27 protein-coding genes are annotated in these 25,411 nt (G+C 45.4%); 25 read left to right on the top strand and 2 right to left on the bottom strand.

Going from position 1 to position 25,411, the window contains the following annotated elements:
- The first annotated feature begins 10 nt into the window (after nucleotides 1-10).
- The 25 genes from spoIIIAE (at nucleotide 11) to MKY75_RS14815 (ending at nucleotide 23,682) form a co-directional block, all read left to right on the top strand.
- Nucleotides 11-1,204 (top strand): stage III sporulation protein AE, encoded by a 1,194-nt coding sequence (gene spoIIIAE, locus MKY75_RS14935; RefSeq protein ID WP_069012727.1) that lies wholly within the window; start codon nucleotides 11-13, stop codon nucleotides 1,202-1,204.
- A gap of 39 nt (nucleotides 1,205-1,243) precedes the next feature.
- Entirely contained in the window at nucleotides 1,244-2,014 is a 771-nt protein-coding gene (spoIIIAF, locus tag MKY75_RS14930; RefSeq protein WP_165147063.1) for a stage III sporulation protein AF, read from the top strand.
- Between the two features lie 16 nt (nucleotides 2,015-2,030).
- Nucleotides 2,031-2,672 carry a stage III sporulation protein AG gene (gene spoIIIAG, locus MKY75_RS14925; RefSeq protein ID WP_029517255.1) on the top strand — a complete coding sequence of 214 codons (642 nt, stop codon included), beginning with the start codon at nucleotides 2,031-2,033 and terminating at the stop codon, nucleotides 2,670-2,672.
- 62 nt (nucleotides 2,673-2,734) lie between these two features.
- On the top strand, nucleotides 2,735-3,559 hold the full coding sequence (locus MKY75_RS14920) for a SpoIIIAH-like family protein (RefSeq protein ID WP_165147060.1): 825 nt from the start codon (nucleotides 2,735-2,737) through the stop codon (nucleotides 3,557-3,559).
- Nucleotides 3,560-3,697: 138 nt separating this feature from the next.
- On the top strand, nucleotides 3,698-4,189 hold the full coding sequence (accB, locus tag MKY75_RS14915; RefSeq protein WP_029517257.1) for an acetyl-CoA carboxylase biotin carboxyl carrier protein: 492 nt from the start codon (nucleotides 3,698-3,700) through the stop codon (nucleotides 4,187-4,189).
- Between the two features lie 61 nt (nucleotides 4,190-4,250).
- Nucleotides 4,251-5,594 (top strand): acetyl-CoA carboxylase biotin carboxylase subunit, encoded by a 1,344-nt coding sequence (accC, locus tag MKY75_RS14910; protein ID WP_029517258.1) that lies wholly within the window; start codon nucleotides 4,251-4,253, stop codon nucleotides 5,592-5,594.
- A gap of 125 nt (nucleotides 5,595-5,719) precedes the next feature.
- Complete coding sequence (locus tag MKY75_RS14905) at nucleotides 5,720-6,133, top strand: Asp23/Gls24 family envelope stress response protein (RefSeq protein ID WP_029517259.1); 414 nt, start codon at nucleotides 5,720-5,722, stop codon at nucleotides 6,131-6,133.
- A gap of 73 nt (nucleotides 6,134-6,206) precedes the next feature.
- Nucleotides 6,207-6,746, top strand: coding sequence for an alkaline shock response membrane anchor protein AmaP (gene amaP, locus MKY75_RS14900; protein ID WP_340885761.1), 540 nt, complete (start codon nucleotides 6,207-6,209; stop codon nucleotides 6,744-6,746).
- Between the two features lie 15 nt (nucleotides 6,747-6,761).
- Complete coding sequence (locus tag MKY75_RS14895; RefSeq protein WP_023989248.1) at nucleotides 6,762-6,995, top strand: DUF2273 domain-containing protein; 234 nt, start codon at nucleotides 6,762-6,764, stop codon at nucleotides 6,993-6,995.
- Between the two features lie 136 nt (nucleotides 6,996-7,131).
- Nucleotides 7,132-7,581 (top strand): transcription antitermination factor NusB, encoded by a 450-nt coding sequence (gene nusB / locus MKY75_RS14890; RefSeq protein ID WP_013310817.1) that lies wholly within the window; start codon nucleotides 7,132-7,134, stop codon nucleotides 7,579-7,581.
- Nucleotides 7,582-7,618: 37 nt separating this feature from the next.
- Nucleotides 7,619-8,476, top strand: a complete 858-nt coding sequence (gene folD, locus MKY75_RS14885; protein WP_029517261.1) for a bifunctional methylenetetrahydrofolate dehydrogenase/methenyltetrahydrofolate cyclohydrolase FolD — start codon at nucleotides 7,619-7,621, stop codon at nucleotides 8,474-8,476.
- A 63-nt stretch (nucleotides 8,477-8,539) separates the two neighbouring features.
- Entirely contained in the window at nucleotides 8,540-9,853 is a 1,314-nt protein-coding gene (xseA, locus tag MKY75_RS14880; protein WP_069012754.1) for an exodeoxyribonuclease VII large subunit, read from the top strand.
- Nucleotides 9,843-10,103, top strand: coding sequence for an exodeoxyribonuclease VII small subunit (xseB, locus tag MKY75_RS14875; protein WP_013310814.1), 261 nt, complete (start codon nucleotides 9,843-9,845; stop codon nucleotides 10,101-10,103). Before xseA ends, xseB begins: the two co-directional genes overlap by 11 nt.
- Complete coding sequence (locus MKY75_RS14870) at nucleotides 10,075-10,998, top strand: polyprenyl synthetase family protein (protein ID WP_069012726.1); 924 nt, start codon at nucleotides 10,075-10,077, stop codon at nucleotides 10,996-10,998. The genes xseB and MKY75_RS14870 overlap by 29 nt, the downstream gene beginning before the upstream one ends.
- A 107-nt stretch (nucleotides 10,999-11,105) precedes the next feature.
- Complete coding sequence (gene dxs, locus MKY75_RS14865; RefSeq protein ID WP_029517266.1) at nucleotides 11,106-13,004, top strand: 1-deoxy-D-xylulose-5-phosphate synthase; 1,899 nt, start codon at nucleotides 11,106-11,108, stop codon at nucleotides 13,002-13,004.
- Nucleotides 13,005-13,080: 76 nt separating this feature from the next.
- Entirely contained in the window at nucleotides 13,081-13,932 is an 852-nt protein-coding gene (locus tag MKY75_RS14860) for a TlyA family RNA methyltransferase (protein WP_029517267.1), read from the top strand.
- A gap of 155 nt (nucleotides 13,933-14,087) precedes the next feature.
- Nucleotides 14,088-14,564, top strand: a complete 477-nt coding sequence (locus MKY75_RS14855) for a hypothetical protein (RefSeq protein WP_029517268.1) — start codon at nucleotides 14,088-14,090, stop codon at nucleotides 14,562-14,564.
- Nucleotides 14,565-14,580: 16 nt separating this feature from the next.
- A complete protein-coding gene (gene ahrC / locus MKY75_RS14850) occupies nucleotides 14,581-15,030 on the top strand; it encodes a transcriptional regulator AhrC/ArgR (RefSeq protein ID WP_013310809.1) in 450 nt (149 codons plus the stop codon).
- A 58-nt stretch (nucleotides 15,031-15,088) separates the two neighbouring features.
- Nucleotides 15,089-16,807: a DNA repair protein RecN gene (recN, locus tag MKY75_RS14845; protein WP_069012725.1), complete on the top strand. Its 1,719-nt coding sequence runs from the start codon at nucleotides 15,089-15,091 to the stop codon at nucleotides 16,805-16,807.
- Nucleotides 16,808-16,930: 123 nt separating this feature from the next.
- The gene (spoIVB, locus tag MKY75_RS14840; protein ID WP_069012724.1) at nucleotides 16,931-18,091 is read left to right on the top strand and encodes a SpoIVB peptidase; all 1,161 of its coding nucleotides are present in this window, start codon (nucleotides 16,931-16,933) and stop codon (nucleotides 18,089-18,091) included.
- A 216-nt stretch (nucleotides 18,092-18,307) separates the two neighbouring features.
- Nucleotides 18,308-19,111, top strand: a complete 804-nt coding sequence (gene spo0A, locus MKY75_RS14835; protein WP_029517271.1) for a sporulation transcription factor Spo0A — start codon at nucleotides 18,308-18,310, stop codon at nucleotides 19,109-19,111.
- A 379-nt stretch (nucleotides 19,112-19,490) separates the two neighbouring features.
- The gene (locus MKY75_RS14830) at nucleotides 19,491-20,240 is read left to right on the top strand and encodes a class I SAM-dependent methyltransferase (protein ID WP_340885759.1); all 750 of its coding nucleotides are present in this window, start codon (nucleotides 19,491-19,493) and stop codon (nucleotides 20,238-20,240) included.
- A 301-nt stretch (nucleotides 20,241-20,541) separates the two neighbouring features.
- Complete coding sequence (locus MKY75_RS14825) at nucleotides 20,542-22,242, top strand: methyl-accepting chemotaxis protein (protein WP_340885756.1); 1,701 nt, start codon at nucleotides 20,542-20,544, stop codon at nucleotides 22,240-22,242.
- A 164-nt stretch (nucleotides 22,243-22,406) separates the two neighbouring features.
- Entirely contained in the window at nucleotides 22,407-22,910 is a 504-nt protein-coding gene (locus MKY75_RS14820; protein ID WP_029517276.1) for a hypothetical protein, read from the top strand.
- 367 nt (nucleotides 22,911-23,277) lie between these two features.
- Complete coding sequence (locus MKY75_RS14815) at nucleotides 23,278-23,682, top strand: hypothetical protein (protein WP_069012721.1); 405 nt, start codon at nucleotides 23,278-23,280, stop codon at nucleotides 23,680-23,682.
- Between the two features lie 106 nt (nucleotides 23,683-23,788).
- On the opposite strand, the gene MKY75_RS14810 is transcribed toward MKY75_RS14815, so the two are convergent.
- The gene (locus tag MKY75_RS14810; protein ID WP_029517278.1) at nucleotides 23,789-24,565 is read right to left on the bottom strand and encodes a sporulation protein; all 777 of its coding nucleotides are present in this window, start codon (nucleotides 24,563-24,565) and stop codon (nucleotides 23,789-23,791) included.
- Between the two features lie 171 nt (nucleotides 24,566-24,736).
- The gene (locus MKY75_RS14805; RefSeq protein WP_029517279.1) at nucleotides 24,737-25,333 is read right to left on the bottom strand and encodes a thymidine kinase; all 597 of its coding nucleotides are present in this window, start codon (nucleotides 25,331-25,333) and stop codon (nucleotides 24,737-24,739) included.
- Between the last annotated feature and the right edge of the window lie 78 nt (nucleotides 25,334-25,411).

Below are 25,411 nucleotides of genomic sequence, written 5' to 3'. Positions count from 1 at the left end.
GGGTGATGCCATGAAAAGGCTGGGGGGCATGCCGAATCTCAAAGTAATTGCAATGTTGCTGCTATGTTTCTGGTGTGCCTCGGCTGCGTTCCTCTTTGCAGATAATACACCGACAAACGAATGGATCAGACAGCAGGCGGAGCAAATGCCCAAAGACGAAGTAGAACATTATTGGGACGGGCTCATGCAGCAATACGGCGGATTTTTCCCTGATCAGAAAACGCCTTCCTTCATGGACATGCTGCTTCCAGGCGGTGAAGGGTTCAGCATAAAGGGTGTATTGAGCGCTATAGCTGATTTTTTCATCCATGAAATCCGAGTAAATGCCAAGTTGCTCGTCACCATCGTCATGCTCAGCATTATGAGTATGGTGCTGGAAACGCTGCAAAGCGCTTTTGAAAGCAAACAGGTCAGCAAAGTGGCCTACGCTATCGTATACATGGTCATTATCATTTTGGCGATTAATAGCTTTAGTGTAGCGATTGGTTATGCCAAAGAAGCGATTGATAGCATGATTCACTTCATGATGGCAATGTTGCCTTTGCTGTTTACCATGCTAGCCTCGATGGGGAACGTCGTAACAGTTTCGGTGACCCACCCGCTGATTGTATTTATGATCAACACAGTCGGAACAGTCATTCATACGCTGGTTTTCCCGCTGCTGTTCTTCTCGGCTGTGCTGTATTTGGTCAACTCGCTGACGGGCAAATACAAGCTGACCCAGCTAGCCGATCTGTTGCGGAACGCTGGAGTAGCAGTGCTGGGAGTGCTGCTGACCATTTTTCTAGGAGTCATTTCGGTACAAGGCTTGACATCGTCCGTTACTGACGGATTAACGATCCGTACAGCCAAATATATTACAGGTAGCTTTGTTCCGGTGGTCGGCAAGGCGTTGGCAGATGCGACAGATACAGTTATTTCGGCTTCGCTGCTCGTTAAAAATGCCATTGGTCTGGTAGGAGTCATTATTATTTTGTTCCTATGCGCCTTTCCCGCCCTCAAGATTCTGACGCTGGCGCTCATTTATAAAGTGACAGCAGCGATCATGCAGCCTTTGGGTGATACGCCTATCGTGGCATGTCTGGATGCGATCGGCAAGAGCATGATTTATGTTTTCGCGGCGCTGGCAGCAGTGGGATTGATGTCCTTCCTTGCAATTACAGTCATGCTCGCAGCAGGCAATATGACAGTCATGATGAGGTGAACCAATGCACGTAAACCAACAAGGGGGGAGGAGAGTGACGTGACCTGGCTGGCAGGCTGGCTCAAGGAACTGGTGCTAATCGTGTTGCTGGCTTCTTTTGTCGATATGATCTTACCGAGCCGATCTATGGAGAGGTATGTCAAACTCGTTCTCAGCCTGCTTATTCTGCTGACGTTGCTGTCTCCGGTCGTGCGCTTACTGAGCACCAGTCCTTCCGAGGTTCTAGGGCGAGCATTGGATCTTCAACGTCAGGCTGAGACAGGCAAGAGGGAACCGACATTGGAGGAGATTCTAGCAAAAGGCAGCCAGTTAAAGCTACAGCAAGAACAAAGCTCCATGCAATGGGCTGGCAAAGAGGTAGCTAAGGAAATGAAAGGACAGTTGGAACAGTATACTGGGTTAGCAATTCAGTCGGTCCAGGTTACCCTTGCAAAGATTCAACAGGAGGAATCAGGGCTGGAGGCAGGAACGGGTGTCCAGTCGGTAGTGGTCCAATTGGCAGAACAGCAGCCAGAAAAAGAAAAGAAAAACACAGACGTCTCGCCTGGTGCAGATGTCAAGCCGATTATGGTGGAGCCTGTAGCCGAAAAGACAGTGAATATTCGTGTAGAGCCAACACATGCAAAAACTTCAGATTTTAATGAAGGAACGCGAGAAGATGATCGTAATCCTGACAAAACTGTTGAGGACGGAAAGCCAACAGATACGAAAGCATTTGGCTTAATTACAGGACTTTTACGTGAAAAATGGGGGATAGATAGCAAAAATGTTCAGGTGCTTTCTTCGCAGGATGGAACACATGAATGGTAACAGGAGGTGAGCAGAAATGAGCAAATGGCTGAAAAAGCTGGAGCAATGGCTGGGTGGAGGGGCGGATGGGGCGAAAAGGTTCAATTCATTTCGTTGGTTGCTTATTCTTGGCCTTATCGGTGTAGCGATTATGCTCTTTAATTCATTCGTTAATGTAAAAAAGGTTGATCCAGAAAACGTAGGGCGTGAGCCGCCTGGCGTGATGAAAAATGAGCCTACGTTAGAGACAACAACAGGTGAAGAAAGTTCTTTTGCCGGGATTGAGAAGGTTTTTGAGGACAATATGAAACAGATGCTGGAGCAGATTGTTGGCGTAGGAACCGTTGATGTCATGGTTACGGTAGACTCCACCGAAGAAGTTATCGTTCAACGCAATGTAAAGGACATGCAGGAAGAGAACAATGAGACGGACGCCAATGGTGGACAACGGCACACTACTCAATATACACGTGATGGCGAAATTGTCACCTATGAATCATCTGGTGGTCAGCACACCCCGATTGTGACAAAAAAAGTAAAACCGCAGGTGAGGGGAGTGCTTGTTGTGGCTATGGGGGCAGAAAACCCTACAGTGAAGCAGCTAATTGTCGATGCTGTACAGAAGGGGCTAAATGTACCTTCCTACAAAATTTCAGTCGTACCGCGCAAGCAGGGATAATTTGGAATTCAGGAACAAAGAAGTTTATATTTTAAACCATTAATGAATATGGAGGACGGAACATGAATAATAAAAGACAAACCGTTTGGCTGGTGTCCATGCTGAGTTTAATGGTCGTGCTGTCTGCGTATTATTTGTTTACGGAGGACTCAAGCCCTGCAAATCCACCAGTAGCCGATAGTGAACAAGTGAGCAAGGTTAAGCAGGATGCCGCACAGGAAGCAACGACGAAGGCAGAGGAACAATTGAACGAACTGAAGGTAAACGAAGTAGTGACGAATGGAGAAGTAACTGATGGAGCATCAGCAAATTCCACAAAGTCGGATACGGCTTCTACAACTGACCCAGCAACAGAAAACTCAAAAGGCGACAAAGGTACGGCAGCTACCCCTACTACTGAACCGGCGACATCCAATCAAAACACAACAGCGACTAAGACGGACGCGACAGCACAAAGTGACGACAAAGCAGCCTCTACAGCCAAAACCGACCAGCAGGTACTGGATCAAGTGGCAACTGATCAAGCTGCCCAACCTACAGCAGCAGCTGTGATTGACAACTATTTGCTGGAACGGGACGTGGAAAATCAGAAGAAAAATGATGAACTGACTACCGCAATGAACGACAGCACACCAAAGAAAGCTGCGGAGGCTCAAAAGGAATTACATGTACTTGAAGATAAGCAGGCTAAAATTACTGGAATTGAAGAAGAGCTTCAGCAACAGTTCGCCAATGCGGTCGTCCGTGAGGAAGACGCTGATAAATACAAAGTAGTGGTTCTGAGTGAAAAATTGGATGCTAAGCAAGCGGTAACAATTGTCGACAAAGTCATGAAGGAACTGAACGTAACGCAGGATAAGATCAGTGTCCAATATGTTACACAATAAGACAAAAAACGCGAAAAAGCCCGGATTTCTGCATTATTCCGGGCTCTTTCTATTTTTAATGATTGTGATATAATACATAAAGCTGTTTCAACAATGTTATCAGCAACCGGCAAAATGCTGAAGGAGTGATTAATAGAGATGTTTAAATTAAGCGAGATTAAGGAATTGATCAAGCTGGTGGATGAAACGTCTGTGCATGAGCTTGAAATTGAAAATGAAGGAACTCGCCTGTTGATCCGTAAACCGGGCAAAAGCGAAATCGTTACAGTACAGGCTCCTGTGGCAACACCTGCTTATGCAGTGGCACCACAAGCTGTTATTCCAAATCCACAAGTACAGTCCGATGTTGGATCTACAACTGCTGGAGAACCGAGGGAATATGCAAGCAATCTACATAAAATCGTATCTCCGATGGTAGGCACTTTCTATAGTTCTTCATCACCGGATACGGCTCCGTATGTGAGTATCGGCAGCAAAGTGGGCGAAAAAACAACGGTATGTATCATTGAAGCGATGAAGCTGATGAACGAGCTGGAAGCTGAAGTGAAGGGCGAAATTGTGGAAATTTTGGCCGAAAACGGACAGTTGGTCGAGTATGGCCAGCCATTGTTCCTTGTGAAACCGGAGTAAAAAGCTTGTTTGCACCCTCTTTTGAGGGTTCGGCAAGACTGCTCCCAGGGAGGATAAAGTCATGACATTTCAAAAAGTATTGATTGCGAATCGTGGAGAAATTGCGGTTCGTATCATTCGCGCTTGCCGCGAAATGAATATTTCGACAGTTGCTGTATATTCGGAAGCTGACAAGGATTCGTTACATGTGCGTCTCGCAGATGAGGCTTACTGTATCGGACCGACGCTATCTAAGGACAGCTACCTTAATTTTACGAATCTGATGAGCGTTGCTACATTGACTGAATGTGATGCCATTCATCCAGGTTACGGATTTTTGGCGGAAAACGCAGACTTCGCTGAAATTTGCGAATCGTGTAATATTACGTTTATTGGTCCTTCTCCTGAAGCCATTAACAAAATGGGAGATAAAGCCGTTGCCAAGCAGACCATGAAGGATGCCGGAGTTCCGGTTATTCCGGGTTCAGACGGGCTGGTTGAGGATTTGCAGGATGCGATCGGCATCGCACGTGATATCGGATATCCGGTAATTATCAAGGCCACAGCAGGTGGCGGAGGTAAAGGTATTCGTATCGCCGAAGATGAGGATAACCTCATTCAGCAAATCACTACTGCTCAGCAGGAGGCGCAAAAGGCATTTGGCAATGCGGGTGTGTACCTAGAAAAATATTTGACCGGTATGAAACATGTGGAAATACAAATCATAGCGGACAAGCATGGTAATGTTGCCCATTTGGGCGAACGGGACTGCTCTGTGCAGCGTCGTCGTCAGAAGTTGTTGGAGGAAGCGCCATGTCCTGTACTTTCACAGGATGTCCGTGAAGAAATGGGTCAGGCAGCTGTTCGTGCAGCTTTGGCCGTTCAATACTCTGGTGCAGGTACTCTCGAATTTTTGCTCGGCCCGGACAACAATTTCTATTTCATGGAAATGAATACACGTATTCAGGTAGAACATCCCGTAACAGAAATGATTACCGGTGTAGACCTGATTAAGGAAATGATTTCTGTCGCTGAAGGGCATCCGCTTTCCTTTACGCAGGAAGAAGTCACCATCAATGGTTGGGCGATAGAGTGCCGTATTAACGCTGAGGATCCGGATCGTAATTTTATGCCTGCACCGGGTAAAATCGGGTTTTATCTGCCTCCAGGCGGTCCTGGGGTACGGGTAGACAGTGCAGTATATCCAGGTTATAGCATTCCTCCTTATTATGACTCTATGATCGCCAAGCTGATTGTGTGGGCACCTACACGGCAGGATGCAATTGCCAAAATGAAGCGGGCTTTGACTGAGTTTGCTATTGAGGGCATACCCACAACGATTTCTTTTCATCAGCGCTTGCTAGAGCATCCGACCTTTATTAAAGGCGATTTTGATATTAAATTTTTGGAGGAAAACGAAGTTTAATCGGTATATTTCCTCCGTTTGTCATAATGAACGCCAAATGATATAGTATGGATAATAAGTGAGCATGTCTGCTTTGAAATCCAAAGCTGGAATGAAACTTATTTTGACCGAAAGGTGTTGAAGGTATGAGCACAGTGCCAACCGAATTCGAACGTACAGAAATTGGGGAGATTCAAATTGCCCCAGAAGTTATTGAAGTCATTGCCGGACTGGCTACCGTTGAGGTACCGGGCGTTGCGGGAATGAGTGGCGGATTTGCTGGTGGGTTTGCCGAACTGCTAGGCCGCAAAAATTTATCTAAAGGTGTAAAAGTGGAAGTCGGACAGCGTGAAGCTGCTGTAGACGTCTCCGTCATTATTGAGTACGGTAACCGTCTGCCTGAGGTGGCTGCTGCTATTCAGCATAATGTTAAGCGTTCGATTGAGAACATGACAGGTCTTAACGTTGTTGAAGTGAACGTGCAAATTCATGATGTTCAATTCAAAAATGCCGATAAAGTAGAAGAGCCGGAAGTGCTGGGCGCCGGACGGGTTAAATAGAGCGATACTTTGTACAAACCCCCGACCCTTATGGGTCGAGGGTTTACTCTAATTTAAGGAGGCTGTGCGTTTCGTGGCTAAAGTTATGGACAGACTTCTGCTGTTCTTGTACAGCTTAAGTATCGGAATTATTTCCATTCTCGCCATCCTCCTCCTGAGCGGGGCCATTCCGTATGTTTTAAGTATTGAGGATGAGCGAGTAGTGTGGTTTACCAGCCTGATTATTGCAGGGGTTCTGTTGTTATTGAGTCTTCGTTTTTTTTATATCTCTATTCGACGGAACCAAACCGTACAGCATTCTATTGATCAACGAACGGAATACGGTGACATTCAGATTTCAGTGGATACCATTGAAAATCTGTGCCTCAAAGCAGCTTCCCGATTTCGCGGGATGCAGGATTTGAAAGCACGCGTTCGTGTGTTGGATTCGGGACTTGATATTACGATTCGGGCGGTTGTAGACGGGGAAAGCTCCTTTCCGGTGTTAACCTCCGAGGTACAAAAGGGGGTACACGATCATGTGGAAGAAATTACAGGAATTCCTGTGTCCAATGTATCGGTGTACATCGCTAATGTTTCTCAGTCACCCAGCTTTAAGAGTCGTGTGGAATAGAGGTGATTTTCCCTGATGCCCTGGAAAGAAATATGGGGAAGTTACAAGGGCCGGATCATGGGGATCACGGCTGGTATTTTTTTCGGTTTTATTTATTTGTGGGCAGGCTTTTGGAATATGTTGTTCTTTGCATTGATGGTGTTCATCGGATATACGCTAGGAAGACGTAGCGATTCAGCGCTCGGTTCATTCCTCCCTTGGAAGGAATGGGGCGATTGGTTGTCGCAACGTTGGCGTCCTTTTAAATGAACCCTGTGATACGTGTTCTCCAAAAATAGAGCTGTAGCTTCTTTGCGCCCAACGTTTTGGAGGATGCGTTCACAGGTTTTTTTGTGGAAATTGGTTAGAATGAAAAATAGATATAGGCAAGCGTAGGAGGCAGGGCATGAAAAGACGTCTGGCGAGGGAATTAGCGGTACAGAGTATGTACCATATGGAAATGAATGAAGTGGATGCGGCAGCAGCCGTGGACATGTTGCTTCAGGAAGCCGCTGAGGAAAACGAAGCGGAAGTTGTCGTTAAAAATGCAGCAGTGTTAAGAGCGTATGTCTTGGAGCATGTGCGGGGTACGTGGGAGCACAAGGAAGCCATTGATGGGCTGCTGGTGGATTATCTTAAAGGCTGGCAGATCAGCAGGCTTTCACGTGTAGATCGTCAAATTTTAAGGCTTGCGGCATATGAGATGATTTTCCGTGAGGATGTTCCAGCCAAGGTAGCTGTTAATGAAGCGATTGAGTTGTCGAAGCACTTTGGTACCGAGGAATCCGGTAAATTTGTTAATGGCGTACTGGGGCGAGTGATACAAGAACTGGAGCAATTGAAAGCACGTTTTTAAGTAGAGACTACTGAATCAGGTTGGAGAGTGGTAAAACATGTCAGCACCGATCATTGATGGTAAACAAATCTCTCAGGATATTCGCGCAAGCATTCAGCAAGAGGTCATTCGTTTGAAAGAGCACAGCTTTCAACCCGGACTGGCTGTTGTATTGGTAGGCGAAGATCCCGCTTCGCAAGTGTATGTTAAAAACAAGGAAAAGGCATGCCATGATCTCGGCTATTACTCCGAGGTTCACCGGTTGGCAGCAGATACTTCGCAGGAAGCATTACTGGAACTGGTAAACAAGCTGAACCATCAAAGTACCATCCATGGAATTTTGGTGCAACTGCCGTTGCCAAAGCATATTCATGAAAAAGCTGTCATTGACGCGATTGCAGTGGAGAAGGATGTGGATGGATTCCATCCGGTGAACGTAGGGAATTTGGTCATCGGTGACGATAGTCTATTGCCTTGTACTCCTGCTGGAGTCATTGAGTTAATTAAGCGTGCTGGAGTGGAGATAGCCGGTAAACATGCGGTAGTTATTGGTCGCAGTAATATCGTGGGCAAGCCAGTGTCTTTATTGTTGCAGCGTGAAAATGCTACGGTTACGATGTGCCACTCCCGTACAGCGAATATTGCGGACCTAAGTCGACAAGCAGATATCTTAGTCGTTGCGATCGGCAAAGCCAACTTTATTGATGCTTCGTTCGTGAAGCCCGGAGCGGTAGTGATAGATGTAGGGATGAACCGTCTGGAAAACGGAAAGCTGGCGGGGGACGTTGATTTTGAGAGCGTGAAGCAAGTGTCTGGTCCGATTACGCCTGTTCCCGGCGGAGTAGGGCCGATGACAATTACGATGCTGATGCAAAATACGCTCGTAGCGGCCAAGCGGTCGCACGGTTTGGCATAAGGACAGCTGCCTGTGGCTGAACAACGTATTTACTCTATAAAGGACCTGAATCGTTATATCCGGATGAAATTGGAGTCGGATCAGGTGCTGTCTGATGTATGGATACGCGGGGAAATTTCTAATTTTACGCATCATTCAAGTGGTCACATGTACTTTACGCTCAAGGATGAGGGGAGCCGCATACGTTCGATTATGTTTGCAACCCATAATCAGCGGCTCCCTTTCGTACCGAAAGAAGGTACGCGTGTTATTGCCCGGGGAAACGTATCCGTGTACGAACGAGATGGACAATATCAGTTTTATGCGACTCAAATGCAGCCTGATGGTATAGGAAGCCTTTATTTAGCTTACGAGCAGCTCAAGCAAAAGCTGGATGCAGAGGGACTGTTTGATACTGCTCGTAAGCGTAGCCTCCCTGCCCATCCAGTAACCATTGGCGTGATTACGTCACCGACTGGAGCGGCTGTGCGTGATATTATTACGACACTTCAACGGCGATACCCGCAGGCTGGAATTGTGTTGTATCCTGTGCTTGTACAAGGAAAAGGTGCCGCCCCCTCGATCGTCAAGGCAATTGAAACTATGAATCGTATGCAAGAGGTTCAGGTGATGATTGTCGGACGGGGAGGTGGCTCGTTGGAAGAACTGTGGGCGTTTAATGAGGAAGCGGTTGCGCGCGCCATTTACGCATCGGTCATTCCGGTTATTTCGGCAGTTGGACACGAAACGGATTTTACCATTGCCGATTTTGTGGCTGACTTACGTGCGGCAACGCCAACCGCAGCAGCCGAGTTGGCCGTGCCTAATCAGGCAGAGCTACGGGATCAGCTGCTCCAGCGGGAGCAACGGTTGCGCAACGCCCTCCGGCAGCGGCTGGAAACCAGCCGTGTACGCTTGGCGAGGCTTCAGCGTTCACCAGTCCTGCTGCACCCACGCCGCTATATGCTACAGCATGCAGAGCGAATGGACATGCTGCATCAGCGTCTAATCCGCGCAGCGCGTAACCGTTCTCGTTTGAACGCAGAAAAGAACGCACGTATGCGTCAGGTACTAGAACGGTTTAATCCGCGTGAACAAATTCGTTCAGCACGCAAGCAGACGGATATGGCGCAACGTCAGCTGGAGTCTGCGATGCGTGCTATTACGAAAACGGGACGGCAGCAGTTGCACACGGGAATTCGTCAACTGGATGCGCTGAGCCCACTCAAAGTCATGGCCCGAGGCTATAGCTTGGTATACGATGAGCAGGAAAAACGGCTGATTAAGTCGCTCAAAGACGTACAGCCGGGAGATTCCATCAAGATTAAAGTGAGTGATGGGCAGTTGGACTGCCAAGTATGGGGAATGAAGGAGGACGCGAAGCACGGTGGCGAATGAAACGGAATTGAATTTTGAAGCAGCTATGGCTGCTCTTGAAGAAATTGTCGGACAACTGGAGCATGGAGACGTTCCTCTGGAGCAAGCCATTGATTTGTTCCAGCGGGGGATGAAGTTGTCTCAACTTTGCAGTCAGAAGCTGGAGCAGGTTGAACGTAAAATTGAAATGATCGTGGAAGAGGATGGAGATTTGCGCAAGAAGCCTTTTGGTGGGGGACTGGATGAAAACGGCGGTGAAGGACTTGAATAGACCGTCGTTCAAGGAATATTTGACCGGGACGACGGATGCGGTTTCGTCCGCACTGACCGAGCAATTCCCGGCCGATTGGGACATTCCCGATGTTCTTCGAGAATCCATGAATTATTCACTCACCGCAGGCGGAAAACGGCTGCGGCCTCTGCTTGTGATCGCTGCTGCTGAAGCATTCGGTGGAAGCAGGGAAGCTGCGCTGCCAGTGGCATGTGCGGTAGAAATGGTACATACGTACTCCCTCATTCATGACGACTTGCCAGCCATGGATGATGATGACTATCGGCGAGGTAAGCTGACGAATCATAAGGTATACGGCGAGGCGGTTGCCGTCCTTGCGGGTGATGCTTTGTTGACCCATGCCTTTTACAGTATTGTGCAAGCAGGACGGCGTCACGGTGTTTCGTCTGATTCGCTATTGTCCATAGTTGAGGATTTGTCCGAAATGAGTGGCGCGCGGGGCATGGTAGGCGGACAGGTCGCCGATATGTCAGGCGAGCAAGGAATGACGGGGATCGAGGAACTGGAATATATCCATCTTCATAAAACGGCTGATTTGATTATTTTCTCGCTCTTGGCAGGTGGACGGATTGGTGGGGCGGACAAGGGTCAATTAGAGGCGCTTCGACGCTTTGGACGAGATTTGGGGCTGGCTTTTCAGATACAGGACGATATACTGGACCTCATAGGCGATGAGAGTAAAATGGGTAAGAAAACGCAAAGTGATGTTGAACAAGAGAAGGTCACCTATCCGTATTTCATTGGTATGGACGCATCTTTGCAGCAGGTAGAGGAACTCACCGCATCTGCTAAAAGAGTGATAATAGAGAGTGGTATCCCCGATTCTTCTCGTTTGCTGGAGATAGCCGATTACCTGATGAAGCGTGATCATTAGTTGCGTTAGAGCTGTTTTGACTTGTCTGCGTTTAAGCACAGTCAAAAAGTGTGATATAATACTTGTTAACTTTACTCACAAACTTGAAGGAAAGCGGGGAGATATGCGTGCTGCTTCCACACATAAAGCAACCAGGCGATCTGAAATCACTGTCGGTTGAGGAGTTGGCTTCTCTAGCCGAGGAAATCAGGAGCTTTTTGATTGAGAAGCTGTCCGTGACTGGGGGGCATCTGGCATCGAATCTGGGAGTGGTTGAGCTCACGATCGCCCTGCATTATTGCTATAACAGTCCGAAGGACAAGATGATTTATGACGTTGGGCACCAAGCCTACGTACACAAAATATTGACAGGGCGAATGGACCGTTTTGATACACTTCGTCAGCGTGATGGACTTTGTGGTTTTGTAAAAAGAAGTGAGAGCGAGCATGATGTTTGGGAAGCCGGTCATAGCAGCACTTCTCTGTCGGCCGCAATGGGAATGGCTTTGGCTCGAGATTTGAAGGGCGAGGACAATAAAGTCATTGCAATGATCGGAGACGGCGCGCTGACTGGGGGGATGGCCTTCGAAGCGTTGAATCATATCGGACATGAGCGCAAAAATTTAATGGTAATTCTGAATGACAACGAAATGTCCATAGCACCTAATGTAGGGGCCATGCATAATTATTTGAGTAAAATCCGCTCGGACCGCCATTATTTGCGGGCAAAAGATGAGCTGGAAGTTTTGCTGAAAAAAATACCCGCGATCGGCGGTAAACTTGCCAAATCGGCTGGCCGTGTCAAGGACAGTCTTAAATATATGATGGTGCCTGGTGTACTGTTTGAAGAGCTGGGACTTACGTATCTCGGTCCAGTGGACGGACATGATTTGCCGAAGCTAATCGAAACCTTCCAGCAGGCTGATAATGTCACTGGCCCTGTATTGGTGCATGTCGTAACCACCAAGGGCAAGGGCTATAAACCTGCGGAAGCAGATTCACACAAATGGCATGGAATCAGTCCCTACAAAATTGAATCGGGTCAGGTACTCAAAGCTGTAGGTAATCCGATGTATACGGAAATTTTCGGCCGAACGCTGATTGAGCTGGCTGAGCAGGATGAGCGCATCGTTGCGGTCACACCCGCTATGCCTGGCGGATCAGGTTTGGTACCGTTTAGTAAAGAGTTTCCTAGCCGTATGATTGACGTCGGCATTGCTGAACAGCATGCAGCTACCATGTGTGCTGCGTTGGCAATGGAAGGGATGAAGCCGGTGTTTGCGGTGTACTCCACTTTTATGCAGCGTGCTTATGACCAGATTGTGCATGATATCTGTCGTCATAATGCGAACGTAATGTTCGCGATTGACCGTGCAGGTTTTGTTGGGGCTGACGGGGAAACTCATCATGGCGTGTTTGATGTGGCATTCTTACGTCATATCCCCAATCTTGTGCTTATGATGCCAAAGGATGAGAACGAGCTACGTCATATGATGAAAACAGCGCTCGACTATGAAGATGGTCCAATTGCTTATCGTTACCCACGTGTTAATGTGGTTGGCGTGCCGTTGGATAAAGAATTACAGGCTATTCCCATCGGCAGTTGGGAGCTCCTGCGTAAGGGTGAGGGCTTTGCTGTAATTGCATCAGGACCGATGCTCCAGGTGGCGACAGAGGCTGCGGAGGCGATGAAACGGGAAGGTTTGCAAGTGGGCGTCGTGAATGCTCGTTTCCTGAAACCTTTGGACGAGGATATGTTGCGTGAGCTGGCTCGTCAGCATACGAAGCTGATCGTATTGGAAGAAGCTTCTGAAGCAGGAAGCTTGGGTAGCGCTGTACTGGAATTTTACGCTAAAGCCGAAATACAAGAGGCACAGGTGCGCCTAATGGGGATTCCCGATCTGTTCGTGGAGCATGGCTCCATCAAAGAGCAGCGTGCTGAAGTAGGTCTCACCATTGAAGATGTATGCTTAAAGTTGCGTAAATGGGCTGCTGAGCCAGCATATGGCATGGGACAATCTGTATAGGGTAACTTGAAGTGAAGACCATGACGTTTATAAAAAGTATGACAAGAGCAGCCTGGCTGCCTAAAGGGAGATTAACATGTCTGTTCCGAAGGAACGCATTGATGTATTACTTGTAGAACAAGGCTTTTTTGAAAGCCGTGAAAAAGCTAAAGCTGCGATTATGGCTGGGCTAGTGCTGGCGGACAGCGAACGGATCGAGAAGGCGGGGATGAAGGTACCACGCGCCAGCGAGCTTAAAGTTAAGGGTTCGGTGCATCCGTATGTAAGCCGTGGAGGATTGAAGCTGGAGAAGGCCATCCGTCAATTTGAGCTGGATATGAAGGGCAGGACAATGCTGGATATTGGCTCGTCCACTGGAGGTTTTACGGATTGTGCGCTTCAGCATGGAGCTGAATACGTATACGCCATTGATGTGGGTTATAACCAGCTGGATTGGTCGCTTCGTAATGATGAACGAGTATGCGTAATGGAGAAAACGAATTTCAGATATATGACACCCGCGGATTTGAATGGTTCCGTGCCGAATTTTGCTAGTATTGACGTTTCCTTTATTTCATTACGTATTATTTTGCCCCCGTTGCTTGCCTTGTTGCATCAACCTGCTGATATTGTAGCTCTAATCAAGCCGCAATTCGAAGCTGGACGCGAAAAGGTCGGAAAATCCGGTGTGGTCCGTGATCCTGCTACGCATAAAGAAGTGTTGCAGACCATTCTGATGTTTGCACATGAGCTTGGACTTACGCTGCAAGGTTTGGCTTATTCACCTATTACAGGTGGAGAAGGCAATATTGAATTTTTAGCGCATTGGCGTTTGGATGGGTTTCCTGCTGCAGAATCGCAGCTGGAGAAGATGGATTTCAGACCACTGATTGAACGTACCGTTCAGGAAGCAGGTCAGACTTTTAATAATGGTCCATCGCGTAAGTAACATTCAGGGGTTCTCCATGAGTTCTGTGAACTTAAGGGAACCTCTTTTTGGTGTGAGGGATTGATTGTAGAACTCACGTTCGCCTATAATGAGATGTACAAAGGAAAAGGGATTTTACATCTTGTCCTAGAATATGTCCATGAGGTGATCGGTCCATGGACACAAGATATGATACGGTTATCATCGCTGTGATCGGGGTGATATTAGGAATATGGGCTTTGTATAGCCTACGTGCCTGGTTGAAGGAGCCAGAGCCGCTTGTGCTAAAGACGATACCGATTAACGAGGACTTGGACGAAGGACCTGCCACACACCTACTCGAAGAAGCAGGATATGAAGTAGTGGGCGGGAAGATGAAAATACCGCTTGCTTTTAAAGTGAACGGACATACCGTGTATAGCCGTTTGTTTATAGACTACGTGGCTGTACGAAACGGTTCGACATATATGGTCAAAACGTCACGCCGCAAGAAACCAATGGAGTGGAGTGGTCCTGATTTAAGGGACAGGCTCATGCCGTATTTATTGCTCTATCCGGGTTGCGCGGGTGTATTGTACGTTGATACGGACGAGCGAAGTATTCGCCTTATTACATTAGTGGAAGACCTCGAAGAAGAGGAATATGAAGGTTAATCCATAGGAGGATTATATGAAGGGTCAACGACATATTAAAATTAGGGAAATTATTTCACAACATGAGATTGAGACGCAGGATGATCTGGTTGAAGCATTGCGTAAGGCTGGTTTTCAGGTCACGCAGGCGACCGTATCGCGTGATATCAAGGAGCTACTGCTCATCAAGGTCCCAATGGACGATGGCAGATATAAATATTCGATGCCTTCAGATCAGCGCTACAATCCAGCCCAGAAACTGAAACGTACGTTGGTTGATAACTTTTTGCATATTGACTACACAACCAATCTGATTGTGATGAAGTGTCTGCCGGGAACAGCCAACTCGATTGCTGCTTTATTGGACAATATTGAATGGTCCGAAATTATGGGTACGATTAGCGGAGATGACACCATTTTGATTATTTGCCGATCGGAAGAAAACAGCGAAGCTATCGTGAATCGTCTTATGGGCTACATTTCCTAATTATAATGGCTACGCATATTAGGCGTTTTAATTTGTACATCATAGAGGTGAAAGAACGATGCTGGTCACTTTGTCTATACGGAATTTGGCGGTCGTAGAGGCCGTCGATGTTCATTTTTATAAAGGGTTTCATGTGTTGAGCGGGGAAACAGGTGCTGGTAAATCCATTATTATCGATGCGCTTGGGCTAATTGCAGGCGGTAGGGGCTCTGCTGATTTAGTGCGTTACGGTTGTGATAAAGCAGAGATGGAAGCCTTGTTTGAACTGCCAGTAAAACACCCCGTTTGGAATACACTTGAGGAACAAGGGATTAAGGCTAATGCGGAGGAGCATTTGCTAATTCGTCGTGAACTTACGGTTCAGGGAAAAAGCTCTTCTCGAATTAACGGCCAGATGGTTAATTTAACGATGCTGCGTGAGGTAGGTGAGCAACTCGTCAATATACACGGGCAGCATGAGCATCAAAGCCTGCTACGTGCAGATCGCCATCTGGCGCTGCTGGATACGTTCGGTGATTCGGTGATCGGTCCGGTCAAAACGCTTTATCGGGAGCGTTACAATGCTTTTGTCAAAGCGGAAAAAGAAGTAAGAGAACTGCAAAGCTCCAGTCAAAAGGCTTATCAGCTTTTGGATATGTACCGATTTCAACTAGAAGAGATCGCTGCGGCGGAGTTGAAATTGGGAGAAGATGAATTATTGGCAGAAGAACGGGTCAAGCTATCCCATAGTGAGAAAATGATGGATGGGATATCAGGAGCATACGAACTCTTAAGCGGCAGAGGTGGACTGGATACGATCAATAACGTGTTGACCAGATTGAACGATGTCCAAAACTATGACAGCAAAAGCCTTCAGCCCATTGCAGAGCAGATTCAGTCTGCTTTTTACCAGTTGGAGGACGCAGCATTCCAATTACGTTCTTATCGTGAGGATATTGAATTTAATCCAGGCAAGCTGCATGAAGTGGAACAACGTTTGAATCAAATTACCGGATTACAGCGAAAATATGGTGATAGTATAGAGCAGATTTTGGAATACTATAGCCGTATTGAGCAGGAAACCGATCTGCTGGAAAATAAAGATGAGCGGCTGGAGCAGCTCATTGCAAAACGGGACGAGTTGCTGTCCGATTTGCTTGAGATTTCGGAAGAGCTTACAGAAGCACGTGAAATTTGCGCTGAAGAGCTTGCAGAGCAAGTGGAGCAGGAGTTAAAAGACCTACAGATGGAAAGAACGTCACTCAAGGTGCGCATTGATCCAATTGAAGATCCACGCGGATATGAGTACAAAGGTCTGAAGGTAAGACCTACCAAGCAGGGCATTGATAATGCTGAATTTCTTATTTCCCCTAATCCAGGTGAGCCATTACGTCCACTTGGTAAGATCGCTTCAGGCGGTGAGCTATCACGTATCATGTTGGCGATGAAAAGTATTTTTGCGCGTCATGATCAAATTCCAGTACTCATTTTTGACGAGGTGGATACCGGGGTGAGTGGTCGTGCAGCTCAATCCATTGCCGAGAAGCTATATCGTTTATCTTCCGTTTGTCAGGTGTTCTCCATTACTCATTTGCCACAGGTGGCATGTATGGCAGATCATCAGTACCTTATTGAGAAAAATGTTCATGACGGACGGACCATGACTCAAATTGAGGGACTTACGGAGGACGGGCGTGTCAAAGAATTGGCACGGATGCTGGGCGGTGTGGAAATTACCGAAAAAACATTGCATCACGCACAGGAAATGCTGAATTTGGCGGAAGGAAAGAAAGCCTGAAAAGAGCGGCCGGCGTAATGTTTAACAGTTATAAAAGCCTGGGGGCAAGGTTACCTTATAGGTACGCAATTGGCGACCACCTTTACTCGTCAAGCGAAAGAAGCAAAGGGAGCGTGACAGCCATTGAATTTTTACTCCAGGATCAAATTGCTCGGTCTTTTGCTTGTTTTTCTTATGTGTTCTATCGGTAACGCTCAGCATGTGCAAGCAGCGCTGCCTCCACAAGCTTCTTTGGATTTGTTCGGTTCTAAAAGCGTGAGGACAACCCAAGAAAGTGTAATTCCCGATTTAAAAGTATACCCGGGAGGGCAGACGATTGGGGTTAAAGTAAAATCTTCAGGAGTGCTTGTCGTCGGTCACCATATCATTCAGGAAAGTAATGATCGTAAGGTATCACCTGGTGAAACAGCGGGGATTCGCCTAGGGGATCGGATTACACACATGAACGGCAAACCACTCAATAGCCTGGCAAGGGTTGCTGAAGTAGTAGACGAAGCAGGTAAGAATAAAAAGGCGCTCGACATTACGCTTTGTCGAGGTGAGCAGACCATTTCCACCAAGTTAACACCAGCATATGATCAGGATGATAAAGCATGGCGGCTTGGGTTGTATATTAGGGACTCGGCTGCAGGTGTAGGTACATTAACGTTTTACGCACCAGACCAAGGTGTATACGGGGCCTTGGGCCACGTAATTACCGATATGAATACCCAAACCCCTATTGTCGTGGGAAGCGGAGAGATTGTGCAGTCCAATGTGACATCAATTGCGAAAAGCCAAAGTGGGGAACCAGGAGAAAAACGCGCTCATTTTCTCAAAGATCATCGGGTATTAGGAAATATTGAACGAAATACGAATTTCGGAATCTTTGGGAAAATGTCAGATGAGCCGCAATATGGATTGTATTCGACTCCTATTCCGGTGGCTCTTGCGAATGAAGTAAAGGAAGGACCTGCAGAAATTTTGACTGTACTGGAAGGTCAACAAATTCAGCGGTTTCAGGCGGAAATTGTACACATTTCTCAGCAGGACAAACCGGCAACCAAAGGACTTGTGATTCGTATTGTAGATCCAAAGCTGTTGGATAAGACCGGGGGAATCGTGCAAGGAATGAGCGGTAGTCCGATCATCCAAAATGGTAAGCTTATCGGGGCTGTAACACATGTATTTGTGAATGATCCTAAATCAGGTTACGGTTGTTTTATCGAATGGATGCTGCGCGATGCAGGAATCATGCAGAATAACGTAAGCTTAAAATCATCTTCTAATCTTAAGGCGAGCTAGTGGCCTTAAGATTTTTTTGTCGAAAAGCAGGGGAATAGCTCATAATTGCAAGATAAAGAATCAATTATAATAGAAACTATAAAAAAAATAAATAAAAATAATTTTCGACAGAAGGAATTCATAATTCGATGTCGAAATCATATACTCCGACAAGAAATATTTATATACTGTAAACAGATATCACAATGGAATATCACTCAATGAGGAGGAAGTACATTGCAAAAAATTGAGGTATTGTTGGCTGATGACAACCGGGAATTTACGAATTTGCTTGCTGAATATATTTCCGATCAGGAGGATATGGAAGTTACAGGAATCGCCTATAACGGCGAAGAAGTGCTCCAACGCATCGCAGAATCCCGCAACATACCTGATGTACTTATTTTGGATATTATTATGCCTCATCTGGATGGTCTGGGTGTATTGGAGCGTTTGAGAGAAATGAACCTGACTCCACAGCCGAAAATCATTATGCTGACTGCATTCGGTCAAGAAAATATTACACAGAGGGCCGTACAGCTCGGGGCATCTTATTATATTTTGAAGCCGTTTGACATGGAAGTGCTGGCTAACCGTGTTCGCCAATTGGTGGGACCTCAGTTAGTTAACAGCAGTCCGGTGACCATTTCATCCATGCGGTCCAACGTTGTACCTATGGGTAAGACGAAAAACCTGGATGCCAGTATCACGGCCATCATACATGAAATTGGTGTACCAGCTCACATCAAGGGCTATCAATATTTACGTGAAGCCATTACGATGGTGTACAATAATATCGAAATTTTAGGAGCCATCACCAAAACATTATATCCGGCAATTGCCGAAAAGTTCAAAACGACGGCATCTCGCGTAGAACGCGCCATTCGTCATGCTATCGAGGTAGCATGGACCCGCGGAAATATCGACAGCATTTCACACCTGTTCGGTTACACCATTAATATCAGTAAGTCCAAACCAACCAATTCAGAGTTCATAGCGATGGTGGCAGATAAGCTGAGAATTGAGAACAAGGTGTCCTGAAAGGGCCAGAATGATTGATGAAGCAAGGAATTCTTGGGTTTTGACGTTTATCAATGATAATTGTAGGGACGGCTACGAATCTCCACAACAGCCGTCCCGATACCGATATACTTCTGAATAGTGGACAACTAATACCGCCTTTTTATTGGTTCTTCCAGACACCAGTAAAGGAGCGGTATTTTTTATAATTAAAACAATCTTTCAAATGAGGTGAATCGGATGTCTTTCCGTACTGTTCGAAGTATTTAGTTTCCGGGTTGGAAAAAACGCGTACCAGCCGTCAAGGGGGGAGTCTATCCTTTTGACTAAACAAACTAAAATTTTGAATATCGGTCTGCTAGCCCGTAGCTTTTATCCTTATTTGGAAGGTGAAAAGTAAATGAATTCAATAGAGTATAAAGAGTTTTATGATAAGATTGGAAAAATCAACGGATGGGATTTCAGTAACGTGAAATGTATCTCCAAAGGCGTAAAATGGGACTTCTACAATGAAGTAGCGAAGACATGCAAGAAGTCGGACATATTGCTTGACATCGGTACTGGCGGCGGGGAAGCCATTTTATCAATAGCAGATTCTGCATTACTTCTAGTTGGGATTGACCATTCCACCGGAATGATTGAAACAGCAACCAAGAATTCTGCTGAATCAGACATAGCAAATGTTCGTTTTCTCCAGATGGGTGCTGAAAATCTAAATTTTCCTGAGAACTTCTTTAATGTAATCTCTTCTCGACACTCATGTTTTTATGCAAAAGAAATAGAAAAGGTGTTAGTAAAGGGTGGTATGTTCCTGACACAGCAAGTAAGCGAAAACGACAAATTAAATATTAAAGAAGCGTTTGGAAGAGGACAGGCATGGGGTGCTAAGAAAGACTCGTTAAAAGCTAAATATATTACGGAATTAAGTGATGCGGGCTTTAACGACATACAGTCATTTGAATTCAATGCAACCGAATATTATCAGACTCCTGCAGACTTAATATTTCTCTTGAAATACACTCCAATTATTCCTAACTTCGGAGAAAAAGAAATTGATTTTCAAATACTCCAACAATTTATTTTGGAAAACCAAACCGAAATAGGAATAAGGACAAATTCAGAACGATTTATGGTGATTGCTAGGAAGTAAAACATAAAGAGATACCCGTTTTGGGTATCTTTTTTTTAAACTTAGAAGTTTGATGCAATAAGTGAATAAAGATTTTCAGCATCTCTCTTGCTATATATGACGGTACAATTGTTGGGAATTATAAAACATAATGCTCTACAAGAGGTATATAATATAAACCTGAATCAGTTGCACTAACTATCACGAAGAGAAATCTCCCTTTTGTAAACAGTTCTGAAATTCTCTTTAAATTTGATATAAACAATGTGTCGTTTCTTGTCGATATAGTATCTAATTATAAAGAGAGCTGAGGAGCGAATATATGAAATTTAACATTCGAACAAAATTGATATTAGGTTTTCTTGCGGTAATAATATTATTGATTGTCATTAGTACAACATCTATCTCCAGAATGAAAAAATTAGGTGACACTTCGATGGCAATCGATAGCCATTGGATGCCAAGTGTGACTATCCTGGGAACACTAAATGGTGATATATCTGACGTAGAGCGGATCTCATTAAACATTATTGTAGAACGTGACCCAGAAGAAATGGAGAAGGTTCAGGCAGAATATGATAAGGTTTTAAAAAAGGTTGAGGACGGTCGAAAAACATACGAAAAATTAATTGCTACCCCTAAAGAACGTGAAATGTATGAAGAATTCTCCAAAAATTATGCGGAGTATTTGGCTAAGTTGCCAGAAATGATTGAAGCGGGGAAAGCTAATGATTACACTCAATCAAGCATCCTTCATCAAGAGTCCTATAAGTTATGGTATAGTTCAAACGATATGATCAGTCAGCTCATTAAATTGAATGCAGATGGATCTAAACAGACTACGAAAGAAGCGGTTGACAACTTTATTTCAGGTAGACAACTGGTCATCGTTTTGAGCGTTGTAGCCGTTATATTAGCATTGATCATGGCAATCATCATAGCCCAAATTATTTCTAAACCTATCTTGCGAATCAGTCGTGCTGCTGAAAGTATCGCATCGGGTGATCTTACAAGTGAAGCTATCATTGTGAAGGGCAAGGACGAAATCAGTACGTTGGCACATTCTTTCAATGTCATGGTTGAGAACCTTCGTGAACTGATTCAATCTGTGAGTAAGACGACTGAGCTGGTAACCACTTCCTCAGAAGAATTGACGGCCAGCGCAGAGCAAAATAGCCAAGCTTCTGCACAAATAACCGAAACGGTGCAAGAAGTAGCTACTGGAACAGGAGACCAGGTGCATATGGTGACGAAATCGTCCCAAGCTATTGAGGAAATGTCTATCGGTGTTGAGCAAATCGCCATCCGTGCGCAAAATGTATTTGCATCTGCGCAAGATGCGGCCCATAAATCGGCTGAAGGTAACCAGATGATTCAACAGGCAGTTACGCAGATGAATGCCGTGAATGATTCTATGAATGGATTGGCAGATCTCATGGCTGGATTGGGAGAGCGCTCAGACGAAATTGGCAAGATCATTGATGTTATCACCAATATTTCTAGTCAGACCAACCTTCTTGCCTTGAATGCTGCGATTGAAGCGGCACGTGCAGGAGAACATGGTCGCGGATTTGCTGTAGTTGCAGGCGAAGTTCGCAAGTTGGCTGAACAATCGGCTCATTCTGCTCAACAAATTACGGAGCTTGTGGGATTGATTCAAAAGGATACTACCCATGCTATTGAGGCGGTAGCGTCCAACGGGAAGGATGTCATGACAGGTCGTGAAGTTGTACAAAATGCAGGCGCATCCTTTGAACTCATTCAGGAAACCGTAAATAAAGTGGCCAGTGAAATTGAAGAGGTTTCTGCCGGATCAGAACAAATGTCTGCAAGTACTGATGAGATTGTTGGTTTTGTCAGACAAATTTCAGCAATTGCTGAAGAGGCTGCAGCCGGGACACAGCACGTGTCTGCTGCGACTCAAGAACAACTGGCATCGATGGAGGAAATTGCTTCCTCTGCAAGAAACCTGTCCAAAATGGCAGAAGATCTGCAAGGACAAATTGGTAAATTCAAAGTATAATTCATATACTGCTTTTTATGTCTCAGAGGAATAGCTGCTCTATTGTGAGCGGCTTTTTTCTGTTTTTTATTAATACATTGCAATTAAAGAGTGGAGATAAGAAGAGCCTGTAATTGGAACGATATGATATAATGGTGGGAAATTCTTTGGGTTGGAGTGACATCATGGACAATAAGACTGAACTTAAAGCAAGTGACCTACGTCAGTTAGCGATAGATAAAATCATAGCCACACCATTTTTGAATGATTTTAAGTATCTGAAAAGCAGAAAAGTTTTGAAAAAAGACACCAAGGAATTTATATTTGAAATTTATTTTGGTGCGACTAAATATGGTGCATTAAAAGTTTATATTATCGTGGAATCTAAAAAAATAAAAAAGAAGTATAGTACGGGGGCTTGTTTTCAGAGTGAGTTGATTGCTCTGACTAAGAAATATACGGGAAACAGGGATTACCTTGTGTCCACAGAAGCAGAAAGAGAGCGCGTGATCCAAGAGATTATTGAAGATATCTACACTTTCGCGTTGCCTTTTTTCAAGCGATTTGAACATGTAGAAACACTAGCAGAACAAGTACATAAGTCAGGTTTTTTACCGCATCGCAAACGCTTTGATAAGTTTAATCCGTTGACGAAAAGATTCATTGATTTTTATTATCAAGGGGAGTAATGTAGCCATCTGAGGCATTTTTGTTCTTGTTCTCACCATTGAGCAGTAGATAAGCATTTTGATAAGGAGAACGATTTCCCTAGAGTAGATATTATCGTTTTTTAAAAGGATGATGTACAATTTGTAAAACGGTCAATGTACTCCTCAGGAGAAGATGATTTACCTAACATGCTCAATTTCTTGCTAAGAGGCGAGTCAATGTTGCATTAGAGGGTACGGTTTTTATGTGGGTAGGCATTGGATGAACAGCACAGAGGCTGTACACACGGGTATATTTTAATGAATAAAACTATAGGCTAAGTCATCGCATTGAACGGGCTAGTGGTATTAACCCAATTGATTCTAAAGCAAAGGCGGGGATGAGAGCATGTGGAATAGTCTGACTTGGGTGTTCTTCGGCGTGTTGTTGGTGGCATTGGGTTGGATTGTTAAAGCAAGGCGTAATCGCAGCAGCAACAAACAAGTGAATGAACAGCGGGGCAGTAATGTCGTTGAATTTCGTCCTCGTAAGTCTGCTCGACAATCCCGAACTGGAAATGAATCTAAGTCTAAAGGGTCTTCCGGTTCACGCGTGAATACAAAAGCAGCAGGTATTCAGGCCCAAACTGGATTTGGACTGTCTGACTCAATCCAGGGCACTGGCAAGCAAAAATGTTCCTTTTGTAAAAAAGAAGAGAAATTAACCTTCTATGCGGATGACAATGGATCGCTGTATGGGGTCTGCAAAGAGTGTAAGCATAAGGCGGAAAGACAAGATATGTTGCCACTTTAGTCTATACAGACTGTTGAGGACCATCATTAAGAGAATTCTTAAACTAATAAAAACTCCCAACCCATGTAGTAATTGGTTAGGAGTTTTTTGCCTATGTTCTACATTGTTATCTAAGTTGCCTGTCAATTAATTCCTCAAGCGCATCTGCTATGTGATCTGGTCCATAGGATAGCTCTTCCCGGCTTAAGCTCAACCAGGCATGACGCTCATCCATATCAAAGGCACTCTCCAGCCAGCCAGACAACCCTCTGCCCCTGCGGTCTACTTCTACAAGCACATGCACACCCTCGGGTTCCAACTGCATAACCAACTCTAGTTCCTCGATATCCCGTGCATATTCCGAGCCGGGCGTAAATTCAAACTCCTGCACGAATGGAACACTGCGTCCAAGCTTGGGGTGACGTTCGCATGAGGAGGAGCGGAATCGGAAACCCAACAGGTGAACCGCCTCAAACACTGTATTCATATAGGGATGTGGCTCAATTTTGAGTGAATCACGATCGGTCGGGTCCAAAGCCATGCCAATATCTAATGCTGTTTCCAGCCAGACGGGCTGTTTGGCGTGAGTAACAGGAGTTTCCAACGGCAATCTGAAGGAAAAAGGAATTTCAAGCTCTTGTCCTTGCTCTAGATGAAAGCCGTCAGATACCTTAATTCGTGCAATGCAGCAGGTGGTGGTAGTTTTTTTATCATCGTGCTCCACGATATATTCAGTCTTGAGCTCGATGTCAATTTTGCCGATTTCCTGATCAATTTTGCCGCCTTTGATGCGCATGACGCCACTAAGTTCTTCCCCAGGCACATATACGGCTTGATCCACCAGCGTATCGACTTTAGCTGAACCGATTCCTGCGCTTGCTAAGATTTTGTTAAAGAAACTCATTATTCCTTCCCCCCATATAATCTCATGGTCATGATATACAAACGAAGACTAAAAACTTGTACAGCTTAACCGGATATACGGGGGAATGATTCGAATCGTTCCAAAAAAATGCAAGAAAAAAGTCACTGATACTCACGTAGGCATATTGCAGTTTGTCGATCCATCTGTCTACTAATCGCAGTTCACTTTATGAGGAGGTATAAAGCAATTTCGACAACGAGGCTCATAAGCCTCAGAGTCGCCGATCATCACAATAGGTCCCACAGTGGAAGGTTTACCATTTACCATACGTTGCGTAAATACTGCTTCCGAGCTGCCACATACAGCGCAAAAGGAAGTCAGCTTCTCGATGTCATCCGCCATGGCGAGCAGACCACCGACATAGCCGAATTCCTTGCCTCGGTAATCCAGATTCAGCCCATCGGCAATGACATGCTTGCCGCAATAAGCTAGCTCTTGTACGAGCGACATAATATGACGACTGAAAAACTGGACTTCGTCAAAGGCAACCACGTCGGCATCTTGTGTTTCTTGCAAAATACGCTGAACGAGCTCATCTGTGAGTTTTCTGGGGATAGAGATAGCGGGCAGCCGATATCCGATCCGGCTTACTATTTCGTCCTCGGCATAACGATTATCTTCAGCGGGTTTGTAAGCGACCACTTTACGATGCCCGTATTGGATTAGTTTTTGACAGCGGCGAATCAATTCGCCGGATTTTTCACTGAACATGGGGCCTGTAATAATCGTAATTCGTCCTGTAGGCAAAGCGAATTCCCCTCTCTCTAACATGTACATAACACTGTTAATCTTCTTCTCCGAAAGAAAACGCCATTATAGATTACC

Origin of the sequence: Paenibacillus sp. FSL L8-0663, from assembly GCF_038008125.1 — a bacterium.
GTDB lineage: Bacteria > Bacillota > Bacilli > Paenibacillales > Paenibacillaceae > Paenibacillus > Paenibacillus polymyxa_D.
Note: the sequence above shows the minus strand (reverse complement) of the source record. Positions and strands in the feature narration are given on the sequence as shown.

Excerpts from the sequence above, each read along its gene's own strand:
- MKY75_RS14870 (WP_069012726.1), top strand. The coding sequence starts at position 10,075 with ATGAAAACGGCGGTGAAGGACTTGAATAGACCGTCGTTCAAGGAATAT.
- MKY75_RS14825 (WP_340885756.1), top strand. The coding sequence starts at position 20,542 with ATGAAATTTAACATTCGAACAAAATTGATATTAGGTTTTCTTGCGGTA.
- accC (WP_029517258.1), top strand. The coding sequence starts at position 4,251 with ATGACATTTCAAAAAGTATTGATTGCGAATCGTGGAGAAATTGCGGTT.
- xseA (WP_069012754.1), top strand. The coding sequence starts at position 8,540 with ATGAAATTGGAGTCGGATCAGGTGCTGTCTGATGTATGGATACGCGGG.
- MKY75_RS14855 (WP_029517268.1), top strand. The coding sequence starts at position 14,088 with ATGGACACAAGATATGATACGGTTATCATCGCTGTGATCGGGGTGATA.
- MKY75_RS14920 (WP_165147060.1), top strand. The coding sequence starts at position 2,735 with ATGAATAATAAAAGACAAACCGTTTGGCTGGTGTCCATGCTGAGTTTA.
- spoIIIAG (WP_029517255.1), top strand. The coding sequence starts at position 2,031 with ATGAGCAAATGGCTGAAAAAGCTGGAGCAATGGCTGGGTGGAGGGGCG.
- MKY75_RS14905 (WP_029517259.1), top strand. The coding sequence starts at position 5,720 with ATGAGCACAGTGCCAACCGAATTCGAACGTACAGAAATTGGGGAGATT.
- accB (WP_029517257.1), top strand. The coding sequence starts at position 3,698 with ATGTTTAAATTAAGCGAGATTAAGGAATTGATCAAGCTGGTGGATGAA.
- MKY75_RS14895 (WP_023989248.1), top strand. The coding sequence starts at position 6,762 with ATGCCCTGGAAAGAAATATGGGGAAGTTACAAGGGCCGGATCATGGGG.
- MKY75_RS14815 (WP_069012721.1), top strand. The coding sequence starts at position 23,278 with ATGTGGAATAGTCTGACTTGGGTGTTCTTCGGCGTGTTGTTGGTGGCA.
- folD (WP_029517261.1), top strand. The coding sequence starts at position 7,619 with ATGTCAGCACCGATCATTGATGGTAAACAAATCTCTCAGGATATTCGC.
- nusB (WP_013310817.1), top strand. The coding sequence starts at position 7,132 with ATGAAAAGACGTCTGGCGAGGGAATTAGCGGTACAGAGTATGTACCAT.
- recN (WP_069012725.1), top strand. The coding sequence starts at position 15,089 with ATGCTGGTCACTTTGTCTATACGGAATTTGGCGGTCGTAGAGGCCGTC.
- spoIIIAE (WP_069012727.1), top strand. The coding sequence starts at position 11 with ATGAAAAGGCTGGGGGGCATGCCGAATCTCAAAGTAATTGCAATGTTG.
- MKY75_RS14810 (WP_029517278.1), bottom strand. The coding sequence starts at position 24,565 with ATGAGTTTCTTTAACAAAATCTTAGCAAGCGCAGGAATCGGTTCAGCT.
- ahrC (WP_013310809.1), top strand. The coding sequence starts at position 14,581 with ATGAAGGGTCAACGACATATTAAAATTAGGGAAATTATTTCACAACAT.
- MKY75_RS14820 (WP_029517276.1), top strand. The coding sequence starts at position 22,407 with ATGGACAATAAGACTGAACTTAAAGCAAGTGACCTACGTCAGTTAGCG.
- MKY75_RS14860 (WP_029517267.1), top strand. The coding sequence starts at position 13,081 with ATGTCTGTTCCGAAGGAACGCATTGATGTATTACTTGTAGAACAAGGC.
- MKY75_RS14830 (WP_340885759.1), top strand. The coding sequence starts at position 19,491 with ATGAATTCAATAGAGTATAAAGAGTTTTATGATAAGATTGGAAAAATC.